Source organism: Streptomyces sp. NPDC029296 (assembly GCF_055569255.1).
Map to the genome: position 1 here is coordinate 67,342 of NZ_JBVHXT010000042.1, position 22,951 is coordinate 90,292.

Sequence of the window (22,951 nt, forward strand, 5' to 3'; positions counted from 1 at the left end):
CAAGTTGTTCTCCCCTCGCCGGACCAGGCATGACCCGGCCCGCTCCCCACCACTTATGTGCGCGCATATTAACTGCCTGGATGCGCGCCGGGCGCGGGGTGAACGTCACCGTTCCGTCCCAGATTCCCCCCCGACCTGCGCCCCGGCCACCGGGCGCCCCCCTCACCGGACCGTCACTTCACCGCGCTGCCCGCCACCCAGTCCTTCCAGTCCATGTTCCAGCCGCCGAGACCGTTGTCCGGGGCGACCGTTTTGTCCTTGCTGTGCACGATCTCGATGACGTCGCCGACGAGGCTGCGGTCGAAGAACCAGCCCGCCGGGGTGTCCGAACCGCCGCCCTTGACGTCCCGGAGGCCGATGCAGCCGTGGCTGACGTTGACCTGCCCGGGGGCTTCCGGCGCCCAGTAGTTGCCGTGCAGGAAGGTGCCGGAGTCGGTGAGCTTCATGGCGTGCGGGACGTCGGGGATGTCGTACTCGCCGCCGAAGCCGACCGTGCGGCTGTTCATGCGGGTCACCTCCAGCATGTCCATCACCACCATCTTGCCGTTGTAGCTGGGGTGTTTGGGGGCGCCCGCGGTGACGGGAACGGTGGCCAGCAGCGCCCCGTCGCGCCGCACCTCCATCATGTGCCGGGCCGCGTCGACCAGGGAGACCTGGCTGCGGCCGACGGTGAAGGAGACCGTCTTCTGCTGGAGGCCGTAGACGCCGCGGGCGCCCTCGACGTCCCGCAGGTCCAGGCCGACGGTGACCTCGGTGCCGGGCTTCCAGTACCGCTCGGGCCGGAAGTCCAGCCGGTCCTTGCCGAACCAGTGCGGGCGGATCTCGACGGGCGGCCGGGCGGTGATCCGGACGGCGCGCTCGACGGCGGCGCGGTCGGTGATCTCCCGGCTGAAGGAGAGCGAGACGATCATCCCGGTGCCGACGGTGGAGCGGTTCTCCGGGGTGGCGTAGGCGATGAACCGTTCGCCGGGGACGTAGGTGGTGAAGGTGGTGTGCCGGGCCGAGCGGCGGCCCCGGTCGTCCCGCGCGACCACGTCCACGGTGTACCGGGCGGCGAGCGCCAGCCGTTCCTCCTCGGGCCGCCAGGTCAGCCCGTCGGCGCTGATCCGCCCGGGGACCGGCGCCGCCCGCGCGTCCTGCTCCCGGACCACGGTCACCTTCTCCAGCCGCCCGCCGGGCAGCCGGATCCGCAGCCGCTCGTCCGGGCGTACGGCCCTGCTCCCGTCGTCGGGGGTCACCCGGATGACGTCCTCGGGGGCCGGGGACTCCCCCCGTGCCCCGCCCGTGCCCAGCGGTCCCGTGCCGTTCGCGGAGCAGCCCGCGAGCAGCCCCGCCCATGTCAGTACGGCGGCCAGCGCGGCCCCCGCGCGCCGTGCGCGTCCAGTTGCGTGCCTCACACGGGACTCAACGACCGGGCACGCTCCGGGGAAACGTGAGTGCGAGCCACCCGCTGGGCAGAACAGAGGGAAGGACGACACGCTGGGGAGCCGCCACCGCAGAAGGAGGCGCTCCAGCGCCCGTGTCGGAGCCGTCGGGGCGCAGTCGTGCCGGACGGCCGGGGATGCCGAGACACCCCCGGCCGTCCGGTCCGGCCGCGCCCCTCGGGCGAGCCGCCGAGCAGAGGGGCCGACAGTGACGAGCGCAGCCGAGCAGCGGGCACCGGCCGGGGAGCCGGCCGCCGGGAGCGGGCAACCGGCGGCGGTGAGCGGCGCCCGGCGGCCCGTACCGCCCGCCCCGGTCGTGTGGCCGGGCACGCCCACCCCGCTGGGGGCCCGGTTCCGGACCGGCCCGGACGGGGTCGCCGGCACCAACTTCGCGCTGTGGGCGGCCGGCGCGGAGGCGGTCCGGCTGTGCCTGTTCGACGAGGCCGGCCGGGAGACCCGGATCCCGCTGACCGAGCTGACGCACGAGATATGGCACGGCTTCGTGCCGGGGGTGCTGCCCGGACAGCGGTACGGCTACCGGGTCGACGGCCGCTGGGACCCGTGGACCGGCGCCCGCTGGAACCCGGCCAAGCTGCTGCTCGACCCGTACGCGCGGGCGGTGGACGGCGAGTTCGCGCTGCCGCCGGAGGTGTACGGGCATGTGCGGGACTGGCCGGACCAGTCGGCGGCCGACACCGTGCGCGACGAGCGGGACTCGGCGCCGTACGTCCCGAAGGGGGTCGTCGTGCACGATGACGACGACTGGTCCGACGACCGCCGCCCGAAGACGCCGTGGGCCGACTCGGTGATCTACGAACTGCACGTGCGCGGCTTCACCAAGCTCCACCCGGGCATCCCCGAGGAGCTGCGCGGCACCTACGCCGGGCTCGCGCACCCGGCCGCGATCGAGCACCTGGTGGGGCTGGGCGTGACGGCCGTGGAGCTGCTGCCCGTGCACCAGTTCGCGCACGAGGACCACCTGCTGCGCCGGGGCCTCACCAACTACTGGGGCTACAACTCCATCGGCTACTTCGCCCCGCACGCCGGTTACGCCGCCTCCGGGACGGCGGGCCGGCAGGTCGGCGAGTTCAAGCGGATGGTGCGCGCGCTGCACGCGGCCGGCATCGAGGTCATCCTCGACGTGGTCTACAACCACACCGCGGAGGCGGGCGAGCTGGGCCCGACGCTGTCCCTGAAGGGGATCGACAACCGCGGCTACTACCGGCTCCAGAACGACGCCCGCCGCTACGCCGACTACACCGGCTGCGGCAACACCCTGCACGTCGTCCAGCCCCAGGTGCTGCGGCTGATCACCGACTCGCTGCGCTACTGGGTGACCGAGATGGGCGTGGACGGCTTCCGCTTCGACCTGGCGGCGGCGCTGGCCCGCTCGATGCACGACGTCGACATGCTCTCCCCGTTCCTCGCGGTGATCGCCCAGGACCCGGTGCTGCGCCGGGTGAAGCTGATCGCGGAGCCGTGGGACATCGGCTCCGGCGGCTATCAGGTGGGCGCCTTCCCGCCGCTGTGGACCGAGTGGAACGACCGCTACCGCGACGCCGTGCGGGACTTCTGGCGGGGCGCGCTGCCCGACGTACGGGAGATGGGCTACCGGCTGTCCGGCTCCAGCGACCTGTACGCCTGGGGCGGCCGGCGCCCCTACGCCTCGGTCAACTTCGTCACCGCGCACGACGGCTTCACCCTGCGCGACCTGGTGTCGTACGGGACCAAGCACAACGAGGCCAACGGCGAGGACAACCGGGACGGCACCGACGACAACCGCTCGTGGAACTGCGGGGCGGAGGGCGAGACCGACGACGAGGGCGTACGGGCGTTGCGCCGCCGGCAGCTGCGCAACCTGCTCACCACCCTGCTGCTGTCCACGGGCGTGCCCATGCTGGTGGCGGGGGACGAGTTCGGCCGCACCCAGCACGGCAACAACAACGCCTACTGCCAGGACAACGAGATCGGCTGGGTGGACTGGTCACTGCTCTCCGAGCCGGGCTGGCGGGCGCTGTACGACCTGACCGCGCGGCTGATCGCGCTGCGCCACCGGCATCCGGTGCTGCGCCGGCGGGCCTTCTTCTCCGGCCGCGCGCAGACCGCGGACGGGCTGCGGGACCTGGCCTGGTTCACCGCGCGGGGAGCGGAGATGACCGAGGGCGACTGGTACGCGCCCGCCGCCACGCTCGGCATGTACCTGTCCGGACGGGACATACCGGGCCGGGACGAGCGGGGCGCGCCGGTGGTCGACGACAGCTTCCTCGCGGTGCTGCACGCGGGCGAGCGGCCGACCGGCTTCGTGCTGCCGGGGCCGCCGTGGGCCGAGCGCTACGAGCTGGTCGTGGACACCTCCGCCGAGGAGCAGACCGCGCCGCCGGGCACGGTCCACCGGGCGGGCACACGGATCACGGTGCCGGGCCGGACGGTGCTGCTGCTGCGGGTGACCTGAGCCGGGGCGGTACCCGCCCGCTGCGGGACGCCTGGGCCGGGGCCGTACTCGCGCTGCGGGACGCCTGGGCTCGGAGGCGGTGCCGCACCCTGCGGGACGCCTGGGCTCGGAGGCGGTGCCGCACCCTGCGGGACGCCTGGGCCGGGGCGGGCCGGGCTGCCGCGGGTCCTCCACCGGGGGGCTGCCGCGGGTCGTCCGCCGGGGGCGGGCTGCCGCGGGTCGTCCGCCGGGGGCGGGCTGCCGCGGGGCGTCCGCCGGTGGGCGGGCCGTCATGGGGTGCCTGGGCCGGGCTGGACCGCACGCCGTGGGACGTCTGAGCCGAGGTCGCGCTGCCGTTGCGGGACGTCTGAGCCGGGGCGGGCCGGACCGTCGCGATTCGTCCGCCGGGGGCCGTGCCGTCTGGGCGTCCGGGCCGGGGTGACCATGCCGCCGCCGGCCCTCCGAGCCCGGCCGGGCCCTGTCGGCTCCTGCCCCCGGGCCGAGCCGGCCCGTGCCGCCGTGGGGGGTGTCCGGGCCGTCGCGGGCCTGTGTGACACTGCGCGGGGCCTGTGCGACGGCCGCGCGTGACGCGGATCACTCCCGCGAAGTGCAGCGCGGGCCGGGGTCCAGGGCCTTTCTCCTGGTGAAGACAGCCGGCGAGAACGGGGACCGTGAGGATGGAGCAGGCCAGGGCCGGTGAGTACGACGCGTTCGTGGCGGCCCGCTGGTCGGTGTTGTTCCATCTGGCCCGTCTGCTCACCGGGGGCGACCGGCACCGCGCCGAGGACCTCTTGCAGGAGTCCTTGGTCAAGCTGTGGTTCGCGTGGCCGAAGGTCGCCGACGAGGCGCCGGAGGCCTACGTGCGCAAGGTGCTGGCGCGGGCCGCGGCCCGCTCGGCCCGCCGCCGCTGGTGGGGCGAGCGGCCCGTGGAGGAACTGCCGGAGACCGTGGCGGCCGGGGACCTGTCGGCGACCGTCGCCGAGCGGTCCCGGCTGGAGGCGGCGCTCGCCCGGCTGACCCCGCGCCAGCGGGCCGCCGTGGTGCTGCGCTATTACCAGGACCTGCCCGACCGGCAGGTCGCCGAGGCCCTGGGCTGCCCGGTGGGCACGGCCCGGTCCCATGCCGCGCGCGGGGTGGCCCGGCTGCGCCGGCTGCTGGCCGACGTCATCGAGCCGGTGGGGTGAGGAAGAGGTATGGATCACTTCGAGCGGCGGCTGGCGGGGCTGCTGCGGCAGGACCCGCAGCCGGCGCCTTTCGAGGCCCGGCACCGGGAGGCGTTGCGCGCCGGGGTGCGCGCCCGGCGCCGGGTGCGCGCGGCGCGCCGGGCGGCCGGCTGCGTCCTGGCGGGGGCCGGGCTGGGTCTGGCGCTGGTGCTGTGGCCGCACGGCCCCACCGACGACCGGCCCGCCGCCCCGCCGCGGCCGGCCTCCAGCCCGGGGCCGACGCCGAGCGCCTCCCCGTCCGAGCCGCCGACCCGGTCACCGGCCGCGCCGTCGGCGACACCGACGTCCACGACACCGACGTCGACGGACTCCGCGACGCCGGACCGCACCTGGAGCGTCTCCGCCCCGCCCACGGCCACGGCCACCCACCGGCCGCCGTCCACCACGGCGAACGGTCGCGGCACCGCCGCCACGCCCCCGGCCACCGCACCCGTGAGCGCGCCCGCCACACCGTCGGGCGGGCCGTCGCCGACGGCCACCGGCTAGCCCCGCCCCTCCGCCCGCCCCGGCATACCCGCCCGACCAGAACCAACGGGATTCATGTGACGCACATCCGACCGAGCCGGTCCGGCCTGCCGCCCTCCGGCGCGCCGGCACACCGGCGCATACCCCGGCCCGCCCCGCTGCGGGCCGTCCACGAGGCGGCCGATCCCGTCCTGGACGTGGCCGTGCCGGTGTTCAACGAGGAGAAGGACCTGGAGCCCAACGTCCGGCGGCTGCACACCCATCTGCGGGACACCTTCCCCTACCCCTTCCGGATCACGATCGCCGACAACGCGAGCACCGACCGCACCCCGGCCATCGCCGCCCGGCTGGCCGGCGAGCTGGCCGAGGTCACCTCGCTGCGGCTGCCGCAAAAGGGCCGGGGCCGGGCGCTCCGGGCCGCCTGGTCCGGTTCCCGGGCGCCCGTGCTGGCGTACCTCGACGTGGACCTGTCCACCGGGCTGGCCGCGCTGCTGCCGCTGGTCGCGCCCCTGATCTCCGGCCACTCCGACCTGGCCATCGGCACCCGGCTGGCGCCGGGGGCGCGGGTGGTGCGCGGGACCAAGCGCGAGGTCATCTCCCGCTGCTACAACGTCCTGCTGCGCTGCACGCTCGCCGTGGGCTTCTCCGACGCGCAGTGCGGGTTCAAGGCGGTCCGGCGCGAGACGGCCGAGCGGCTGCTGCCACTGGTGCGGGACGGGGAGTGGTTCTTCGACACCGAGCTGCTGGTGCTCGCCGAACGGGCGGGCCTCAGGATCCACGAGGTGCCGGTGGACTGGGTCGACGACCCGGACAGCAGCGTGGACCTGTTCGCCACCGCGCTGGCGGACCTGCGCGGGATCGTGCGGATGCGGCGCACCCTGGCCCGCCGTCCGGGGCCGGTGGTCCGGTGACCGCGACTCTGCCCGGCATACGCACACCGGACGCCCAGGCCGTGCCGGGCTCCCGGGCGCGGGCCGCCGCCCGGCGCCACGGACCGGTCCTCGCCCTGTTCGGCACGCTGAAGCTGGCCGGTTTCTGCTCGTTCATGTACCTGCTGTCCTCGACCGGGGACTACCGGGGCAAGCACCCCCGGTTCGGCGGCGGCGCGCACGCCTGGGACGTGCTGGCCACCTGGGACGGCTGGTGGTACCAGCAGATCGCGCTGCACGGCTACGACCCGAAGCTCGTCCCGGTCCCCGGCGCCACCGGCCTGATCACGCTGGAGGGCAACTCGGCGGCGTTCTTCCCGCTGTACCCGGCGCTGATACGGCTGACCTCGGCGGTCACCGGCCTCGGCTCCTACGGCGCCGGCATGCTGGTCTCCGTCGTCGCCTCCTTCGCCGCCGCCCTCGGCATCTACGCCGTCGCGGAGCGGTTCGGCGGCCGGCGGGCCGGGCTCGCGGCGGCCGGGCTGTGGGCGGTGTGGCCCGGCTCGGGCGTGGAGTGGGCGGTCTACTCCGACTCCCTCTACGTGGCCCTGGCCGCCTGGGCCTGTCACGCGGTGCTCACCCGCCGCTGGCTCACCGCGGGCATGCTCACCTTCGCGGCCGGGCTGAACCGGCCCACGGCCGGCGCGCTGATCGCCGCGCTCGGCGTGGCCGCGCTGCTGGACCTGCGCCGCCAGGAGGGCGGGGTGCTGCGCCCGGTGCTGGCCATGGCGCTGGCCCCGCTGGGACTCTTCGGCTATCTGCTGTGGGTCGGCAACCGCATGGGCGACCTGGGCGGTTACTTCAAGCTCCAGTCGGGCGCCTGGGCGCACAGCTTCGACTACGGCAAGCAGACCCTGGACGTGCTCACGTCCGTGCCCGTGGGCAAGTTCGACTACCTCTTCGCCTACCCGTTCGCGGACGTCATCTCGGTCGGCGTCATCCTGCTGGCCTGTGCGCTGCTGCCGCTGCTGCTGCGGCTGCGTCCGCCGGCGGTGCTGGTGCTGTACACCGTCCTCACGCTGGCGCTGGTCCTGGGCAGCCAGCAGATCGTCGCCAACATCTCCCGCTATCTGCTGCCCTGCTTCCCGCTGTTCCTGCCGCTCGCGGTCGCGCTGCGCCGGCTGAGCCTGCCGGTGCTGTGCACGCTGCTGGGGATCGCGGCGCTGGCCTCGGGCTCGTACGCCGGTTACGCCCTGTTCGAGCTGGGGGTGCCGTGATTCCGCCTGGCGGACGGTGTCTTGACGGCGCGTGCGGCTTGCTGGCACCGTCCTGTGATCATGAGGCCTGCCACGGAACACACACGCGCGCGCATCGCGCTCGTGGCGCGGCGGCACGTGGACCTGTGCCGGCAGTCCAGCGCCCTGTGTCGCTGACCCGCACCCTCGTCCCCCTTCTTCTTCCCTCCTTCACCTCGCCGTGCCCCGTGACGGGGCACGGCCGTTTCAAGGATCCCGCATGTCCGACATATCCCGCCGTGTCTTCGGCGGTCTGCTCGGCGGCGGCGCGGTCTCCACCGTCGCCGGTGCCGCGACCCCCGCCCAGGCCGCGCCCGCCGAACGTCCCTTCCGCGCCCGCCCCGCCGCCTCCGGGTCCCGCCCCAACATCCTGGTCATCCTCGGTGACGACCTCGGCTGGGCCGACCTGTCCGCGTACGGCGCCCCGCACATCAAGACCCCGAACCTGGACCGGCTGGCCCGTCAGGGCGTGCGGTTCACCGATTCCTACTCCGGCTCGGCGACCTGCTCGCCGACCCGCTTCAGCCTCTACACCGGCCGCTACCCGGGCCGTACCAAGGGCGGCCTCGCCGAACCGGTGGCCGACCGGTCCCAGGGGCTGGACCCGAGCCACCCCACGCTCGCCTCGCTGCTGAAGAAGGCCGGCTACGACACGGCCCTCATCGGCAAGTGGCACTGCGGCTGGCTGCCCGACTACAGCCCGACCAAGTCCGGCTGGGACGAGTTCTTCGGCAATTTCGGCGGGGTGCTGGAGTACTTCTCCAAGCTGGGCCAGCTGGGCACCTACGACCTGTACGAGGGCGACGCCGAGTACCACGACCTGCGCTACTACACCACCGTGCTGACCGAGCGGGCCGTCGAGTACGTCGGCCGCAGGCACCGCCGGCCCTGGCTGCTGAACCTGAACTTCACCACCCCGCACTGGCCGTGGCTGGCCGAGGGCGACGCGGAGACCGGTGCCGAGATCGCCGCGCGGGTCCGGGCCGCGAAGACCCCGGGCCAGATCACCGCGGCCCTCAACCACCACGACGGCGGCTCGGTCGCCAAGTACACCGAGATGGTGCAGAGCCTGGACGCGGCCGTCGGCGAGGTGCTGGCCGCGCTGCGCCGCTCCGGGCAGGAGGAGAACACGCTGGTGCTGTTCGCCAGCGACAACGGCGGTGAGCGCTGGTCGTACCAGTGGCCGCTGAGCGGCGGGAAGTCCACGCTCCAGGAGGGCGGCATCCGGGTGCCGGCCATCCTGCGCTGGCCCGCCCGGATCGACGGCCACCAGGTCAGCCACGAGCCGAACTACTCCCCCGACTGGACCGCGACCCTGCTGGAACTCGGCGGTGCCCGCCCCGACCCCGCCTACCCCCTGGACGGCACCAGCCTCGCGGGCTATCTGCTGCGCGGCGAACGCCTCCCCGAGCGCGACCTGTTCTGGCGGGTCCGCGGCAACCGGGCGCTGCGCCGGGGCGACTGGAAGTACTACCAGGACGCCGACGGCACCGACCACCTCTACCACCTCGCCGCCGACCTGCGCGAACAGGCCGACCTCGCCCCCGACCGCCCGGAACTGCTGGCCGAGCTGAAGGGGGCGTGGGAGGACGTCGCACGGGGGCTGCTGCCGTATCCGGCCAGGTCCTGACTCCGGTGTGCGCACTACAGTGACCGGATGATCATTTCTCCGGAAGTGCTGCCGGGCGGCGTCCTGTTGCGGCTCGTCCGCCTCGGCGACGCGGAAGCGCTGTGTTCCGCGTACGCCGCGAGCCGGGATCATCTGGCTCCGTGGGAGCCGCGCCGCCCGGACGGCTTCTTCACCGTCGAAGGCCAGGCCGAACGCGTCCGTGAGCAGTTGAGGCAGTTCGCGGAACGGCGGGCGGTGCCGTGGGTGTTCGAGAGCGACGGCGCCGTCGTCGGCACGATCACCCTCTCGGGGATGACGTTCGGGCCGTTCTGCAGCGCCTATCTGGGGTACTGGGTGGCCCCCGACCGGCAGAACCGGGGGCTGGCGAGCGCGGGCGTGGCGAGCGTCTGCCGCGCGGCCCGCGACCTCGTCGGTCTGCACCGCGTCGAGGCCACCACGCTTCCCGACAACGCCCCGTCGCAGCGCGTGCTCAGGAAGAACGGTTTCGAGCCGATCGGCATGGCCCCGAGGTATCTGCACATCAATGGGGAATGGCGGGATCACCGTCTCTTCCAGCGGATCCTGCACGACGGTCCGCCGCCGGGCTGACCCCGGGCCGCGTGTGCGGGTGCCGGCCGGTCACGCCAGGCTGTCCCGCCAGGCGCGGTGGAGGTCGGCGAAGCGGCCGGTGGCGGCGACGAGGTCGGCGGGGCGGCCGTCCTCGACGACGCGGCCGTGTTCCATCACCAGGACCCGGTCCGCGATCTCCACGGTGGACAGCCGGTGGGCGATCACCACGGCGGTGCGGCCCCGCAGCACCGTCGACATCGCCCGCTGCACCGCCCGCTCCCCCGGCACGTCCAGCGAGCTGGTCGCCTCGTCCAGGATCAGCACCGCCGGGTCGGCGAGCAGTGCCCGGGCGAAGGCGACCAGCTGGCGCTGGCCGGCGGAGATGCGGCCGCCGCGCTTGCGGACGTCGGTGTCGTAGCCGTCGGGCAGCGCGCTGATGAACTCGTGCGCGCCGATCGCCCGCGCCGCGCCCTCGATCTCCTCCCGGGTGGCGTCGGGCCGGCCGATGGCGATGTTGTCGGCGACCGTGCCGGAGAACAGGAACGCCTCCTGCGTCACCATGACCACCCCGCGCCGCAGTTCCGCCGTCGCCAGCTCGCGCAGGTCGACGCCGTCCAGCAGCACCCGTCCGCCGGAGGGGTCGTAGAACCGGGCGAGCAGCTTGGCCAGGGTCGACTTGCCCGCGCCGGTGGAGCCGACGACCGCGACCGTCTGGCCGGCGGGCAGGGTGAGGTCGAAACGGGGCAGCACCTCGCCGCCGGTGCGGTAGGCGAACCGGACCCCGTCGAAGACCACCTCGCGGCCGGGTATGCCGCGCCCCGGCGGCGGGAGTTCGCGCGGCGCGGCCGGCTCGGGCACGGTCGGCTTCTGGGCCAGCAGCCCGGCGATCTTCTCCAGGGAGGCGGCGGCCGACTGGTAGGAGTTCAGGAACATGCCGAGCCGGTCGATCGGGTCGTACAGCCGGCGCAGATACAGCACGGCCGCCGCCAGCACGCCCAGCTCCAGCGAGCCGGACGCCACCCGCTGGGCGCCCCACAGCACGATCGCCGCGACCGCCGTGTTGGCCACCAGCCGGGAGCCGACCACATAGCGGGCCATCTCCAGCAGCGCGTCCCCGTTCCTGCGCTCGTGCCGGGCGTTCAGCTCCGCGAACGCGGCGTCGTTGGCCGCCTCCCGGCGGAAGGCGCGCACCGGGCGGATGCCGTTCATCGTCTCCACGAACTTCACGATCACCGCCGCGATCGCCGTGGACCGCGCGCCGAACACCCGCCCCGCGCGCCGCCGGTACAGCCGCACGAGCAGGTACAGCGGTACGAAGGACGCCACCGCGACCCCGCCGAGGCCGAGGTCCAGCCACAGCAGCATGGCCGAGATGTAGACGAAGGACAGGATGACGGTCACCAGCTCCTGGAGCCCCTCGTCGAGGAGTTCGCGCAGCGACTCCACGTCCGTGGTGGACCGGGAGATCAGCCGGCCCGAGGTATACCGCTCGTGGAAGTCGACGCTCAGCGCCTGCGCGTGCCGGAAGATCCGGCCCCTGAGGTCCAGCAGCACGTCCTGGCTGACCCGCGCGGAGGCCGCCACGAACGCGAACTGCAAAGTGCCCGAGGCGAGCGCGCACAGCAGATAGCCGGCGGCGACCGCGATCAGCGGGCCGTGCCGGTCGTTCCGGAGCGCCGGTACGGCGGTGTCGATGGCGTACGCCACCAGCAGCGGGCCCGCCTGCACCGCCGCCTGCTGGAGCAGGAGGAGGAGCGTGGTGAGCGCGACCCGGGACCTCATCGGCGCGAGCAGGGAGCGCAGCAGGGCGGTGGTGGCGCCGGGCGGCGTGGGCAGCACGTCCCGGTCGAAGGGGTCGCCCCCGTCGCTGCCCTCGCCCTTGCCGTGCTCACGGTCCTTGCCGTCCTCACGGTCCTTGCCGTCCGGGGCGTCGGTGCCGTTCGGGGGCTGCGAGAGGGCGGGGTCGTCGTCGGCGACGCCGGGGCCGGAGGGGCTCGTGGTGGTCAACGGGATTCCTCCTGTTCCCCGGACATCAGATGGGCGTACTCGGCGTTGTCACGCAGGAGTTCCTGGTGGCTGCCGACGGCCGCGATCCGGCCGCCCGAGAGCAGGGCGACCCGGTCGGCGAGCAGCACCGTGGACGGGCGGTGGGCGACGATCAGCGCGGTGGTGTCCGCGAGGACCTGCCGCAGCGCGGCCTCCACGGCGGCCTCGGTGTGCACGTCGAGGGCGGACAGCGGGTCGTCCAGTACGAGGAACTCGGGCCGGCCGACCACCGCGCGGGCCAGCGCGAGGCGCTGGCGCTGGCCGCCGGACAGGCTGAGGCCCTGTTCGCCGACGCGGGTGTCCGTGCCCTGGGGCAGCGCGTGCGCGAAGTCGGCCTGGGCGATGGCGAGGGCCCGGTCGAGTTCGGCCCTCCCGGCCCCGGCCGGGGCGCCCATCAGCACGTTCTCGCCGACGCTCGCCGAGAAGAGGGTGGGTTCCTCGAAGGCCACGGCGACCCGGGAGCGCAGTTCCTCGCGGGACATGGCGGTGATGTCCACGCCGTTGAGCGTGATCCGGCCCGAGGTGACCTCGTACAGCCGGGGGACGAGGGCGGTGAGCGTCGTCTTCCCGCTCCCGGTGGCGCCGACGAGGGCCATGGACTCGCCGGGGCGTATGTGCAGGTCGATACGGTCGAGAAGGGGCGGTGAGCCGGGCGGCGCGTCGGGATACCGGAACCGGACCCCCTCGAAACGGATCCCGGCCGCGTCCCCCGAACGCCCCCCGGACCGGGCCCCGTACGAGCGCGAGCGGCCGGCCCCGGCCTCGCCCTGACCCCCGGCCTCGCCCTGACCCCCGGCCTCGGCCTGACCCCCGGCTCCGGCCCGGGCCCCGTCGCCGCCCCCGCCTCCCACCACGACTCCGCCCCCGGAACCGGCTCGGACACCGCCCCCGACCCCGGTTCCGTCACCGACGCCGGCCCCGGCCCCCGCCACGGTTCCCTCCCCGACGCCGGCCCCTGCCCGGGCTCCGGTGCGGGGCCCCCTCTTTGCTCCGCCACCGGCTCCCGACACGATTCCACCTCGGGCCCCTGACGGGGCCCCGGTCCCGGCACCCCCCTCCGCACCGCCCCCGGAACCGGCCCGGACACCACCCCCGACGCCGACTCGGTCCCCGGCACCCGCCGCGGCCTCATCCGCGTCCCCCGCAACGCCCGCACCGCCCGCGGCCCCCTCGCCGCCCGGCTCGGGTTCGCCCTCCAGCGCCTCGTCCATCACCTCGAAGTACCGTTCCGTCGCCGTCGCCGCCTCTTGGCTCATCGCCAGCAGGAAGCCGATGGAGTCGACGGGCCAGCGCAGCGCGAGCGCCGTGCCGAGGAAGGCGACCAGCGTGCCGGCGGACAGTTCGCCGTCGGCGACGCGGACGGCGCCGAGGACCAGCGCCGCCCCGACGGCCACCTCGGGCAGCGTCACGATGACCCCCCAGATGGTGGCCAGCAGCCGCGCCTTGCGCAGTTCCGTGCCCCGGAGCCGGCCGGCGAGTTCGCGGAACGCGCGCGCCTGGCTGCGGTGGCGGCCGAAGCCCTTGACGACGCGGATGCCGAGCACGCTCTCCTCGACCAGCGTCGTCAGGTCCCCGACCTGGTCCTGGGCGCGCCGGGCCACCTGCGCGTACCGCCGTTCGAAGACGGCGCAGGTCCACATCACGGGGACGGCGGGACCGAGGATGACCAGGCCCAGCATCCAGTCCTGCAGCAGCATGATGACCAGGCCGACCAGGATCGTCACGCCGTTGACCAGCAGGAAGGTCAGCGGAAAGGCGAGGAACATGCGCAGCAGCATCAGGTCCGTGGTGGCGCGCGAGAGCAGCTGGCCGGACGCCCAGCGGTCGTGGAAGGCCACGGGCAGGCGCTGGAGCCGGCGGTACAGCCCCGCCCGCATCTCCGCCTCGACGTGCGACAGCGGCCGGGCCACGAGCCAGCGCCGGATGCCGAACAGGACCGCTTCGGCGATGCCGAGCAGCAGCAGGTAGAGCGCGCCGAGCCAGACGCCCGCCGGGTCGTGGTCGGCGACCGGCCCGTCCACCAGCCACTTCAGGACGAGCGGGATCACCAGCCCGGTACAGGAGGCGACGACCGCGATGGCCGCGGCGGTGAACAGCCGGGCGCGGACGGGGCGCACGTACGGCCACAGCCGCAACAGGGTGCGGACGGCGGATCGTCCGGCGGTCGCGGGAGCCGTGGGCGAGGGCGCCGCGGGCGAGGGCGTCGGGGACAAGGGTGTCGTGGGCATCAATCGCGAGCGTACGGACCGCCACCGGCCCCGCCCACCGAGTTTTGGCCGGACCGCGCCCCCGCGCCGGCTCCGCGACCGGGGCCCCGCGGAGGGAACACCCCACGCCAACAGTTCGCATACCGAACATGAACATCCGGTCAACGGACCATTTCCGGCCAAGTTCGTGATGCGGTCCTGACAGGCGGTGAGATCTCCTGCCACTCTTCCCAGGCCGACTCACAGCGACCCCACAGCTCTCCGCACGCCCGCCTGGGCCGGCCGAGCACCCGCATCTGGTTCCGCGTACCGCCCTGTTCTGCCCGGACGCCCGAACCCCTCGTCCGGTCTCCCCTGGCCGCGCGACCCGCGGTCCCGCAGAAGGAGTCAGTGTTGAGAAGCAGTTCCTCTCGCGGACGCACCTCCCACACAGCACAGCGCACCACGGCACACCGCCGCACCGCCACCGTCGCCCTCGCCGGTGTCGCCGCCCTGATCGCCGCCGCCGTCCAGGCCGGCGCCGCCACCGCGGCCCCGGCGAACCCGGGGGCCGGCAGGGCGAACCCGGCGCACACGGCGGTCAAGCTGACACCCTCGCAGCGCGCCGAGCTGATCCGTCACGCCGACGCCGACCGGGCCGCCACCGCCCGCCGGCTGGGCCTGGGCGACCAGGAGAAACTGGTCGTCAAGGACGTCGTGAAGGACGCCGACGGCACCCTGCACACCCGGTACGAGCGGACGTACGCGGGCCTGCCGGTGCTCGGCGGCGACCTGGTCGTGGCCACCGCCTCCGCCGGCAAGACCATGGAGGTGGTGCGGGCCACCAACGCCACGCTGAAGGTCGCCGGTCTCACCCCGGCGGTGACGAGGACGGCCGCCGAGCAGCAGGCCGTGCGGCGGGCGAAGGCGCTCGGCGGGAGCAAGCCGGCCGCGGACAGCGTCCGCAAGGTGATCTGGGCGGCGACCGGCAAGCCCGTGCTGGCGTACGAGACGGTCGTCGGCGGGCTCCAGGAGGACGGCACCCCGAACCAGCTGCACGTCGTCACCGACGCGGCCACCGGCGAGAAGCTCTACGAGTACCAGGGCGTCAAGAACGGGGTGGGCAACACCCAGTACAGCGGGCAGGTCGCGCTGACCACGACCCAGTCGGGCTCGACGTACACCCTCACCGACGGGGCGCGCGGCGGCCACAAGACGTACAACCTCAACCGCGGCACCTCGGGCACCGGCACGCTGTTCTCGCAGTCCTCCGACACCTGGGGCAACGGCACCTCCTCCAACGCGGCCACCGCGGGCGCGGACGCGCACTACGGCGCGGCGCTCACCTGGGACTTCTACAAGAGCGTCTTCGGCCGCAACGGCATCAAGAACAACGGGGCCGGCGCCTACTCCCGCGTCCACTACGGCAACGCGTACGTCAACGCCTTCTGGACGGACAGCTGCTTCTGCATGACCTACGGCGACGGCTCCGGCAACACCAAGCCGCTGACCTCGCTCGACGTCGCCGGACACGAGATGAGCCACGGCGTCACCTCGGCCACCGCGAACCTCAACTACAGCGGCGAGTCCGGCGGCCTGAACGAGGCGACCAGCGACATCATGGCCGCGGGCGTGGAGTTCTACGCGAACAACTCCACCGACGTCGGGGACTACCTGGTCGGCGAGAAGATCGACATCAACGGCAACGGCACCCCGCTGCGCTACATGGACAAGCCCAGCAAGGACGGCGCGTCCAAGGACAACTGGTATTCCGGCATCGGCGGCGTGGACGTGCACTACTCGTCCGGCCCGGCGAACCACTTCTTCTACCTGCTGAGCGAGGGCAGCGGCGCCAAGGTCGTGAACGGCGTCAGCTACAACTCGCCCACCGCGGACGGCCTCGCGGTCACCGGCATCGGCCGGGACAAGGCGCTGCAGATCTGGTACCGGGCGCTGACCACCAAGTGGACGTCCACCACCAACTACGCGGGCGCCCGCACCGGCACCCTCGCGGCGGCCGGCGAGCTGTACGGCACCACCAGCGCCGAGTACAAGGCGGTGCAGGACGCCTGGGCGGGCGTCGGGGTCGGGGCCCGCTCCGGTGACGGCGGCGGGGGCGGCGGCACGTCGTACGAGAGCAGCACACCGGTGTCCATCCCGGACAACGGGCCGGCCGTGACCTCGGACATCGCCGTGTCCGGGCGGACCGGGAACGCGCCGAGCGGCCTCCAGGTGGCCGTGGACATCTCGCACACCTGGCGGGGCGACCTCGTGATCGACCTCGTCGGCCCGTCCGGCACCGCCTACCGGCTGAAGGACTACAGCTCCTCGGACTCGGGGGACGGCGTCAACGAGACCTACACGGTCAACGCCTCGGCGGAGACGGCCAACGGCACCTGGAAGCTGCGGGTACAGGATCAAGCCACCTACGACACGGGAACGATCAACGGCTGGAAGCTGACTTTCCCGTAAAGCGCGAGGTGTCAGGCCCGAGTTGACGGCGTTGCCCGGGGGGTGCACCCCCTCGGGCGGCGCCGGTTAACACCCAGGAAACGTTCATCGGTTGGTCGATTTTCGGCCAACATCACTTCAGGGTCCTGACATGTACGCGCCCTTGATGTCACTCTCTCTCCACCCGCCGCAGCAGCACAGCAACTTCACAACGCCACACACTCCGGCCAGTAACCCCACGCTGTCCGGACTCCCCCACGAAGGAGCTTGCGTGAGCCCCCTCTACGCGCGTCACAAGCGCACCACCCTGGCCATCGCCACCGCGGTCGCCGCCGGAGCCCTGCTCGCCACCGGCCTGACCACCAGTGCCAGCGCACAGTCCCCGGCCGGTCCCGCCGCCAAGCCCCTGGCCGCCGCCCCGACCGCGCTGTCCGCCGCGGCCCGTACCTCCCTGATCCAGCAGGCCCAGAGCGGCGCGGCCGACACCGCCCGCCGGATAGGCCTCGGCACCCAGGAGAAGCTGGTCGCCAAGGACGTCGTCAAGGACGCCGACGGCACCCTGCACACCCGCTACGAGCGCACCTACGCGGGCCTGCCGGTGCTCGGCGGCGACCTGATCGTCCACACGGCCGAGTCCGGCAAGACCCAGGGCGTCACCAAGGCGACCTCCGCGTCCCTGAAGCCGGCCTCGCTCAAGCCGCAGATCACCGCGACCAAGGCCGAGAAGCAGGCGGTGTCCGCCGCCAAGGCGCTCGGCTCCGCCAAGACCACCGCGGACGGCGCCCGCAAGGTCATCTGGGCCGGTTCCGGCAAGCCCGTCCTCGCCTACGAGACGGTCGTCGGCGGCTTCCAGGAGGACGGCACCCCGAACCAGCTGCACGTCATCACCGACGCGGCCACCGGCAAGAAGCTCTACGAGTACCAGGGCATCGAGAACGCGACCGGCAAGACGCTGTACTCCGGCACGGTCACCCTCAACTCCGTGCAGTCGGGCTCGACGTACCAGCTCACCGACAGCGCGCGGGGCAACCACAAGACCTACAACCTGGCCCGCAAGACGTCCGGCACGGGCACCCTGGTGGCCAGCTCGACCAACGTCTTCGGCACCGGCACCGCCTCCACCTCCTCGTCCGACCAGACGGCGGCCGCCGACGCCGCCTACGGCGCGGGCGTGACCTGGGACTTCTACAAGAGCACGTTCGGCCGCAACGGCATCAAGAACAACGGTGTCGGGGCCTACTCCCGCGTGCACTACGGCAACGCGTACGTCAACGCGTTCTGGGACGACAGCTGCTTCTGCATGACCTACGGCGACGGATACGGCAACGCCGACCCGCTGACCTCGCTGGACGTGGCCGGCCACGAGATGAGCCACGGTGTCACCTCGAACACCGCGGGCCTCAACTACTCCGGTGAGTCCGGCGGCCTGAACGAGGCCACCAGCGACATCTTCGGCACGGGCGTGGAGTTCTTCGCCAACAACGCGTCCGACTCCGGTGACTACCTCATCGGCGAGAAGATCGACATCAACGGCGACGGCACCCCGCTGCGCTACATGGACAAGCCCAGCAAGGACGGCGGCTCGGCGGACTACTGGTCCTCCACGGTCGGCAACAAGGACGTCCACTACTCGTCCGGCGTCGCGAACCACTTCTTCTACCTCCTCGCGGAGGGCAGCGGTTCGAAGACGATCAACGGCGTGACCTACAACTCGCCGACCTACAACGGCACCGCCGTCACCGGCATCGGTCGCGCCAAGGCGCTGCAGATCTGGTACAAGGCGCTGACCACGTACATGACGTCGACGACCAACTACAAGGCCGCCCGCACGGCGACCCTGAACGCGGCGTCCGCGCTGTACGGCTCCACCAGCGCCGAGTACAAGGCGGTCGCGGCGGCCTGGACCGCCGTCAACGTCAGCTAGTACCCGCCGGCACCGGCACAGGGGCGGCACCCGGGAGCAGCAGGTCCCGGGTGCCGCCCCTACCCTTGTGTCCCATGTCCTCGGCGCCCTTCACCTATGAGCCGGTCGGTGCGACCCGCGACGACCCGTCGTTCTGCCCGCCCGGCTTCCACCCGATGCTCGTGCGCACCCGCCTCGGCGAGGGCCACGCGGTGTTCCGGCGGGCCGCCGAGGCGGTCATGAGCTGGGAGATGCACCGCGCCCTGGGCGTCGGCATCGACGCCACCGCCGACCGCGCGGCCCTGGGCGTCGACGTCACGGTCACCCTGGCCGGTGTCGTCAAGGCCCCCTGCCGCATCGTCTGGACCACCGAGGAACCCCGCCGCGCCGGCTGGGCCTACGGCACCCTCCGGGGCCACCCCGAGTGCGGCGAGGAGGCCTTCGTGGTCGAGCGCACCGGAGACGGCACGGTCTGGCTCACGGTCTCCGCCTTCAGCAAGCCGGCCAAGTGGTACGCGAAAGCGGGCGGCCCGGCCACCAGAGGCCTCCAGCACGCCTACGCCCGCCGCTGCGGAACGGTCCTCAAACGCCTGTGCGAAGACGCACCGGAGTCGTGATCCGGTCCCCGGATCCACGCCTCCCCGGGCGAACGGGCGGGAGATGAACTCCGGGACCGGTATGGACGGGAGAGCCGGGGCCCGCACGACATCCCGGCGATGCGGTGTGCGGGCTCACCGGGCTCTCCCTCTCCATCCGGCGGCGACGCGTCCGCCTCACCGCAACACCATCCCCGCCCCCTCCACCACCTCCTGTGACGGGAGCGTCAGCAGGCCCAGTTCCGCGGGGGAGGCCAGGAGGGGGTGGGTGGGGAGGATGCGGATCGTGTAGCCGTAGGGGCCGGTGCGGTCCAGGGAGAGGGGGCCCTCGTAGAGGAGGCGGCCCTCCAGGTCCGAGGCGCCGGCCGGCTTCAGCGGGACGACCGTGGCGTCGGTGATGCGGTCCTGTTCGTCCACCCGGCCCGACACCGCCTGGACCTCCACGTCGTCGGGGGTCAGCTCGCCGAGGGCCACCCGGACCCGCAGGCCCACCGTCGTCCCCAGTTCCGCCGTGGGTGTCGTCGCCGTCGTCTCCACGTGGTCCACGCTCACCCCGGGCCAGGCCGCCCGCACCCGGGCCTTCCACCCGGCCAGGTCCCGGGCGGTGTCCGGGTTCAGCGCCCGGTGCGCCCGCGCCGCGGGGGCGTACAGGCGGTCCACGTACTCGCGGACCATGCGGCCCGCCAGCACCTTCGGGCCGAGCAGGGAGAGGGTCTGGCGGACCATCTGGATCCAGCGGTCGGGCAGTCCGGCCCGCCCGCGCTCGTAGAAGCGCGGCGCGATCCGCTGTTCCAGCAGGTCGTACAGGGCCGCCGCCTCGACGTCGTCGCGGTGCTCGGGATCCGTGCCGGCGCCGTCCGCCGTCGGGATGGCCCAGCCGAAGTCCGGCCGGAACCACTCGTCCCACCAGCCGTCCAGCACCGAGAGGTTCAGGCAGCCGTTCAGGGCCGCCTTCATGCCGCTCGTGCCGCAGGCCTCCAGCGGGCGCAGCGGGTTGTTCAGCCAGACGTCGCAGCCGGGGTAGAGCTTCTGCGCCATCCCCATGCCGTAGTCGGGGAGGAAGACCACGCGGTGGCGGACCCGGGGGTCGTCGGCGAAGCGGACCAGTTCCTGCACCAGGCGCTTGCCGCTGTCGTCCGCCGGGTGCGCCTTGCCCGCGACCACGATCTGGACCGGGCGGTCGGGGTGCAGGAGCAGCTCCGTGAGGCGGTCGCGGTCGCGGAGCATCAGTGTCAGGCGCTTGTACGACGGGACGCGGCGCGCGAACCCGATCGTCAGGACGTCCGGGTCCAGGACGCCGTCGATCCAGCCCAGCTCGGCGTTCCCGGCCCCGCGTTGCCGCCAGGACGCGCGCAGCCGATCGCGCACCTCCAGCACCAGCCGCTCGCGCAAGGTCCGGCGCAGCTCCCAGACCTCCTGGTCCGGGATGTCCGCGACCGAGTCCCAGCGCTCGGAGCCACCGACGCTCAGCGCGTCCTCGGCCCGCTGGGCGCCGACCTGCCGGGTGGCCAGCCGCAGCACCTCCGGCGCCACCCAGGTCGGCGCGTGCACGCCGTTGGTCACCGAGGTGATCGGCACCTCCTCCGAGTCGAAGCCCGGCCACAGGCCCGCGAACATCTCCCGGCTGACCCGGCCGTGCAGCAGCGAGACCCCGTTGGCGCGCTGGGCCAGGCGCAGCCCCATCACCGCCATGTTGAAGAGGTTCTGCTCGCCGCCCGGATAGCTCTCCCGGCCCAGTTCCAGCACGCGCCGCACGTCGATGCCGGGCAGTTCGGCGTCCGGTCCGAAGTGCCGGGCGACCAGTTCCCGGTCGAAGCGGTCGATGCCGGCCGGGACCGGGGTGTGCGTGGTGAACACCGTGCCGGCCCGCACCGCCTCCAGGGCGGCGTCGAAATCCAGCCCTTGTGCGCAGAGTTCGGCGATCCGCTCCAGGCCGAGGAATCCGGCGTGCCCCTCGTTGGTGTGGAACACCTCCGGCACCGGGTGCCCGGTGAGCCGGCAGTACGTCCGCACCGCCCGCACCCCTCCTATGCCGAGCAGCATCTCCTGGAGCAGCCGGTGTTCGCTGCCGCCGCCGTAGAGCCGGTCGGTCACCCCGCGTTCGCCGAGGTCGTTCTCCTCCACGTCCGAGTCGAGCAGCAGCAGCGGCACCCGACCCACCTGCGCCAGCCAGATCCGGGCGCGCAGCGCCTTGCCGCCGGGCAGGGCGAGGGAGATGTGCGCGGGGGTGGAGTCGGGCTCCTTCAGCTGGGTGAGCGGCAGTTCGTTGGGGTCGAGCACCGGATAGTGCTCCTGCTGCCAGCCGTCCCGGGAGAGGGTCTGCCGGAAGTAGCCGTGCCGGTAGAGCAGCCCGACGCCGATGAGGGGTACGCCGAGGTCGCTGGCCGCCTTGAGGTGGTCGCCGGCCAGGATGCCGAGACCGCCGGAGTACTGCGGGAGGGCGGCCGTGATGCCGAACTCCGGGGAGAAGTAGGCGACGGCGGCGGGCAGGCCGTCCGAGCGGGCCTGGTACCAGCGGTCACCGGTCAGATAGTCGTCGAGGTCGTCGGCCGCGGCGGTCAGCCGGCGCAGGAACCGCCGGTCCCCGGCCAGTTCGGCCAGCCGGGCCGGTCGCACCCGGCCCAGCAGCCGTACCGGGTCGCCGCCGGCCGCGGCCCATGCCTCGGGGTCGACGGACTGGAACAGATCGCGTGTCTCCGCATGCCAGGACCAGCGCAGATTGCGCGCCAGGTCACTCAGCGGCCTAAGGGGGTCGGGGAGAACGGGACGGACGGTGAACCGACGGATCGCCTTCACATTCCACCTCGGGACGCGTCGCGGGGTGAGCCGCACGAAGCCGTGCGTCTCGTCGTCGACTTCGACGGTAGTGGTTACCGCGCGGTCGGTGGGGACGTACCCGTCTGGGGTGTCGGGATGCGTCAGAAGCCGGTCACCGGGCACTCGGAAAGGGAGGGAACCGGTCTTGTGTGCGGACGTACGCATGAGTAGTTAACACAGTGCCGGATTGCCCACCCGGACCCAGGGGGAAGGCTTTCCGGTATCCACCTCACAGGCGTACCACAGCACATCGCAGGACCCACCTCCCCACATCCATCCGCCCATACCCACGTTGCAGCGGACAGGAGCGGTCATGCCCGCCAGGCACCACTCGTCATCACCCCCCAGCAGCAAGGCCAAGGCAGCAGGAAGGAAGGCCACGGGCGGGAAAGGGCCGGCCCCGGCCCCCGCGCCCGGGGAGCGGCCCGCCACCGCGCCCGGACCCGGGGAGCAGTCCGCCACCGCACCCGCCTCGGGTGAACGGCCCGCGCCGGACACCGCCTTGGGCCGCATCCCCGTCCTCGACGTACGCCCCGTGGTCCAGCACGGCCGCCGGCCCGCCAAGGCGGTGGCCAGGGAGTCGTTCGAGGTCACGGCCACCGTCTTCCGAGAAGGTCACGACGCGGTCGCGGCGAACGTGGTGCTGCGGGACCCGGCGGGCCGGCCCGGGCCCTGGACGCCGATGCGGGAACTCGCCCCGGGCACCGACCGCTGGGGCGCCACCGTCACCGCGGGTGAACCGGGGCGCTGGACCTACACGGTGGAGGCCTGGTCGGATCCGCTCACGACCTGGCGGCAGCACGCCCGGATCAAGATTCCCGCGGGCATCGACACGGAACTGGTGCTGACGGAGGGCGCGGAGCTGTACGAGCGGGCCGCCGCCCGGATGCCCGAGGAACGGCGCGGTCCGGTCCTGGAGGCGGCGGCGGCCCTGCGGGACGGCGACCGCCCGGCCGCCTGGCGCCTCGCGTCGGCCCTCGCCCCGGAGGTGGAGGAGGTGCTCGCCCGGTATCCGCTGCGGGAACTGGTCACCGCCTCCGACGCGATGCCCCTGCTCGTGGAACGC

General features: G+C 73.4%; 15 protein-coding genes and 1 pseudogene. 12 read left to right on the forward strand and 4 right to left on the reverse strand.

Annotated elements, in window-relative coordinates:
* Positions 1-173 precede the first annotated feature (173 nt).
* Entirely contained in the window at positions 174-1,397 is a 1,224-nt protein-coding gene (locus ACZ4W9_RS31455) for a L,D-transpeptidase (RefSeq protein WP_467941437.1), read from the reverse strand.
* A gap of 235 nt (positions 1,398-1,632) precedes the next feature.
* Between ACZ4W9_RS31455 and glgX the strand changes: the two genes are divergently transcribed.
* From glgX to ACZ4W9_RS31495, 8 genes and pseudogenes are all read left to right on the forward strand, one after another.
* Complete coding sequence (gene glgX / locus ACZ4W9_RS31460; RefSeq protein WP_467941438.1) at positions 1,633-3,876, forward strand: glycogen debranching protein GlgX; 2,244 nt, start codon at positions 1,633-1,635, stop codon at positions 3,874-3,876.
* Positions 3,877-4,532: 656 nt separating this feature from the next.
* Positions 4,533-5,039, forward strand: coding sequence for a SigE family RNA polymerase sigma factor (locus ACZ4W9_RS31465; RefSeq protein ID WP_467941439.1), 507 nt, complete (start codon positions 4,533-4,535; stop codon positions 5,037-5,039).
* Positions 5,040-5,048: 9 nt separating this feature from the next.
* Positions 5,049-5,564 carry a hypothetical protein gene (locus ACZ4W9_RS31470; RefSeq protein ID WP_467941441.1) on the forward strand — a complete coding sequence of 172 codons (516 nt, stop codon included), beginning with the start codon at positions 5,049-5,051 and terminating at the stop codon, positions 5,562-5,564.
* Between the two features lie 119 nt (positions 5,565-5,683).
* A pseudogene (locus tag ACZ4W9_RS31475) lies at positions 5,684-6,430 on the forward strand (dolichyl-phosphate beta-glucosyltransferase); the annotation flags it as partial.
* A gap of 20 nt (positions 6,431-6,450) precedes the next feature.
* Positions 6,451-7,689, forward strand: coding sequence for a hypothetical protein (locus tag ACZ4W9_RS31480; protein WP_467941442.1), 1,239 nt, complete (start codon positions 6,451-6,453; stop codon positions 7,687-7,689).
* Positions 7,690-7,749: 60 nt separating this feature from the next.
* The gene (locus tag ACZ4W9_RS31485; RefSeq protein WP_358694091.1) at positions 7,750-7,845 is read left to right on the forward strand and encodes a putative leader peptide; all 96 of its coding nucleotides are present in this window, start codon (positions 7,750-7,752) and stop codon (positions 7,843-7,845) included.
* 82 nt (positions 7,846-7,927) lie between these two features.
* Entirely contained in the window at positions 7,928-9,337 is a 1,410-nt protein-coding gene (locus tag ACZ4W9_RS31490) for a sulfatase family protein (RefSeq protein WP_467941444.1), read from the forward strand.
* A gap of 27 nt (positions 9,338-9,364) precedes the next feature.
* A complete protein-coding gene (locus tag ACZ4W9_RS31495) occupies positions 9,365-9,925 on the forward strand; it encodes a GNAT family N-acetyltransferase (RefSeq protein WP_467941445.1) in 561 nt (186 codons plus the stop codon).
* Between the two features lie 30 nt (positions 9,926-9,955).
* On the opposite strand, the gene ACZ4W9_RS31500 is transcribed toward ACZ4W9_RS31495, so the two are convergent.
* Positions 9,956-11,899: an ABC transporter ATP-binding protein gene (locus tag ACZ4W9_RS31500; protein WP_467941459.1), complete on the reverse strand. Its 1,944-nt coding sequence runs from the start codon at positions 11,897-11,899 to the stop codon at positions 9,956-9,958.
* Positions 11,890-14,160, reverse strand: a complete 2,271-nt coding sequence (locus ACZ4W9_RS31505; protein ID WP_467941447.1) for an ABC transporter ATP-binding protein — start codon at positions 14,158-14,160, stop codon at positions 11,890-11,892. Before ACZ4W9_RS31505 ends, ACZ4W9_RS31500 begins: the two co-directional genes overlap by 10 nt.
* A 372-nt stretch (positions 14,161-14,532) precedes the next feature.
* Between ACZ4W9_RS31505 and ACZ4W9_RS31510 the strand changes: the two genes are divergently transcribed.
* The 3 genes from ACZ4W9_RS31510 to ACZ4W9_RS31520 all read left to right on the forward strand — a co-directional run bounded on the left by ACZ4W9_RS31510 (position 14,533) and on the right by ACZ4W9_RS31520 (position 19,089).
* Positions 14,533-16,590 (forward strand): M4 family metallopeptidase, encoded by a 2,058-nt coding sequence (locus ACZ4W9_RS31510; RefSeq protein WP_467941448.1) that lies wholly within the window; start codon positions 14,533-14,535, stop codon positions 16,588-16,590.
* A gap of 250 nt (positions 16,591-16,840) precedes the next feature.
* Positions 16,841-18,493 carry a M4 family metallopeptidase gene (locus ACZ4W9_RS31515; protein ID WP_467941449.1) on the forward strand — a complete coding sequence of 551 codons (1,653 nt, stop codon included), beginning with the start codon at positions 16,841-16,843 and terminating at the stop codon, positions 18,491-18,493.
* Between the two features lie 74 nt (positions 18,494-18,567).
* The gene (locus tag ACZ4W9_RS31520) at positions 18,568-19,089 is read left to right on the forward strand and encodes a DUF1990 domain-containing protein (RefSeq protein ID WP_467941451.1); all 522 of its coding nucleotides are present in this window, start codon (positions 18,568-18,570) and stop codon (positions 19,087-19,089) included.
* Between the two features lie 156 nt (positions 19,090-19,245).
* Here the strand turns inward: ACZ4W9_RS31520 and ACZ4W9_RS31525 are convergent, their stop codons facing one another.
* Positions 19,246-21,864: a glycosyltransferase family 1 protein gene (locus ACZ4W9_RS31525; protein ID WP_467941453.1), complete on the reverse strand. Its 2,619-nt coding sequence runs from the start codon at positions 21,862-21,864 to the stop codon at positions 19,246-19,248.
* A 334-nt stretch (positions 21,865-22,198) separates the two neighbouring features.
* Between ACZ4W9_RS31525 and ACZ4W9_RS31530 the strand changes: the two genes are divergently transcribed.
* Positions 22,199-22,951, forward strand: a 753-nt coding sequence (locus tag ACZ4W9_RS31530) for a maltotransferase domain-containing protein (RefSeq protein WP_467941454.1), incomplete at its 3' end; no start/stop codon positions are given.

Excerpts from the sequence above, each read along its gene's own strand:
- ACZ4W9_RS31465 (WP_467941439.1), top strand. The coding sequence starts at position 4,533 with ATGGAGCAGGCCAGGGCCGGTGAGTACGACGCGTTCGTGGCGGCCCGC.
- ACZ4W9_RS31470 (WP_467941441.1), top strand. The coding sequence starts at position 5,049 with ATGGATCACTTCGAGCGGCGGCTGGCGGGGCTGCTGCGGCAGGACCCG.
- ACZ4W9_RS31485 (WP_358694091.1), top strand. The coding sequence starts at position 7,750 with ATGAGGCCTGCCACGGAACACACACGCGCGCGCATCGCGCTCGTGGCG.
- ACZ4W9_RS31490 (WP_467941444.1), top strand. The coding sequence starts at position 7,928 with ATGTCCGACATATCCCGCCGTGTCTTCGGCGGTCTGCTCGGCGGCGGC.
- ACZ4W9_RS31495 (WP_467941445.1), top strand. The coding sequence starts at position 9,365 with ATGATCATTTCTCCGGAAGTGCTGCCGGGCGGCGTCCTGTTGCGGCTC.
- ACZ4W9_RS31505 (WP_467941447.1), bottom strand. The coding sequence starts at position 14,160 with ATGCCCACGACACCCTTGTCCCCGACGCCCTCGCCCGCGGCGCCCTCG.
- ACZ4W9_RS31520 (WP_467941451.1), top strand. The coding sequence starts at position 18,568 with ATGTCCTCGGCGCCCTTCACCTATGAGCCGGTCGGTGCGACCCGCGAC.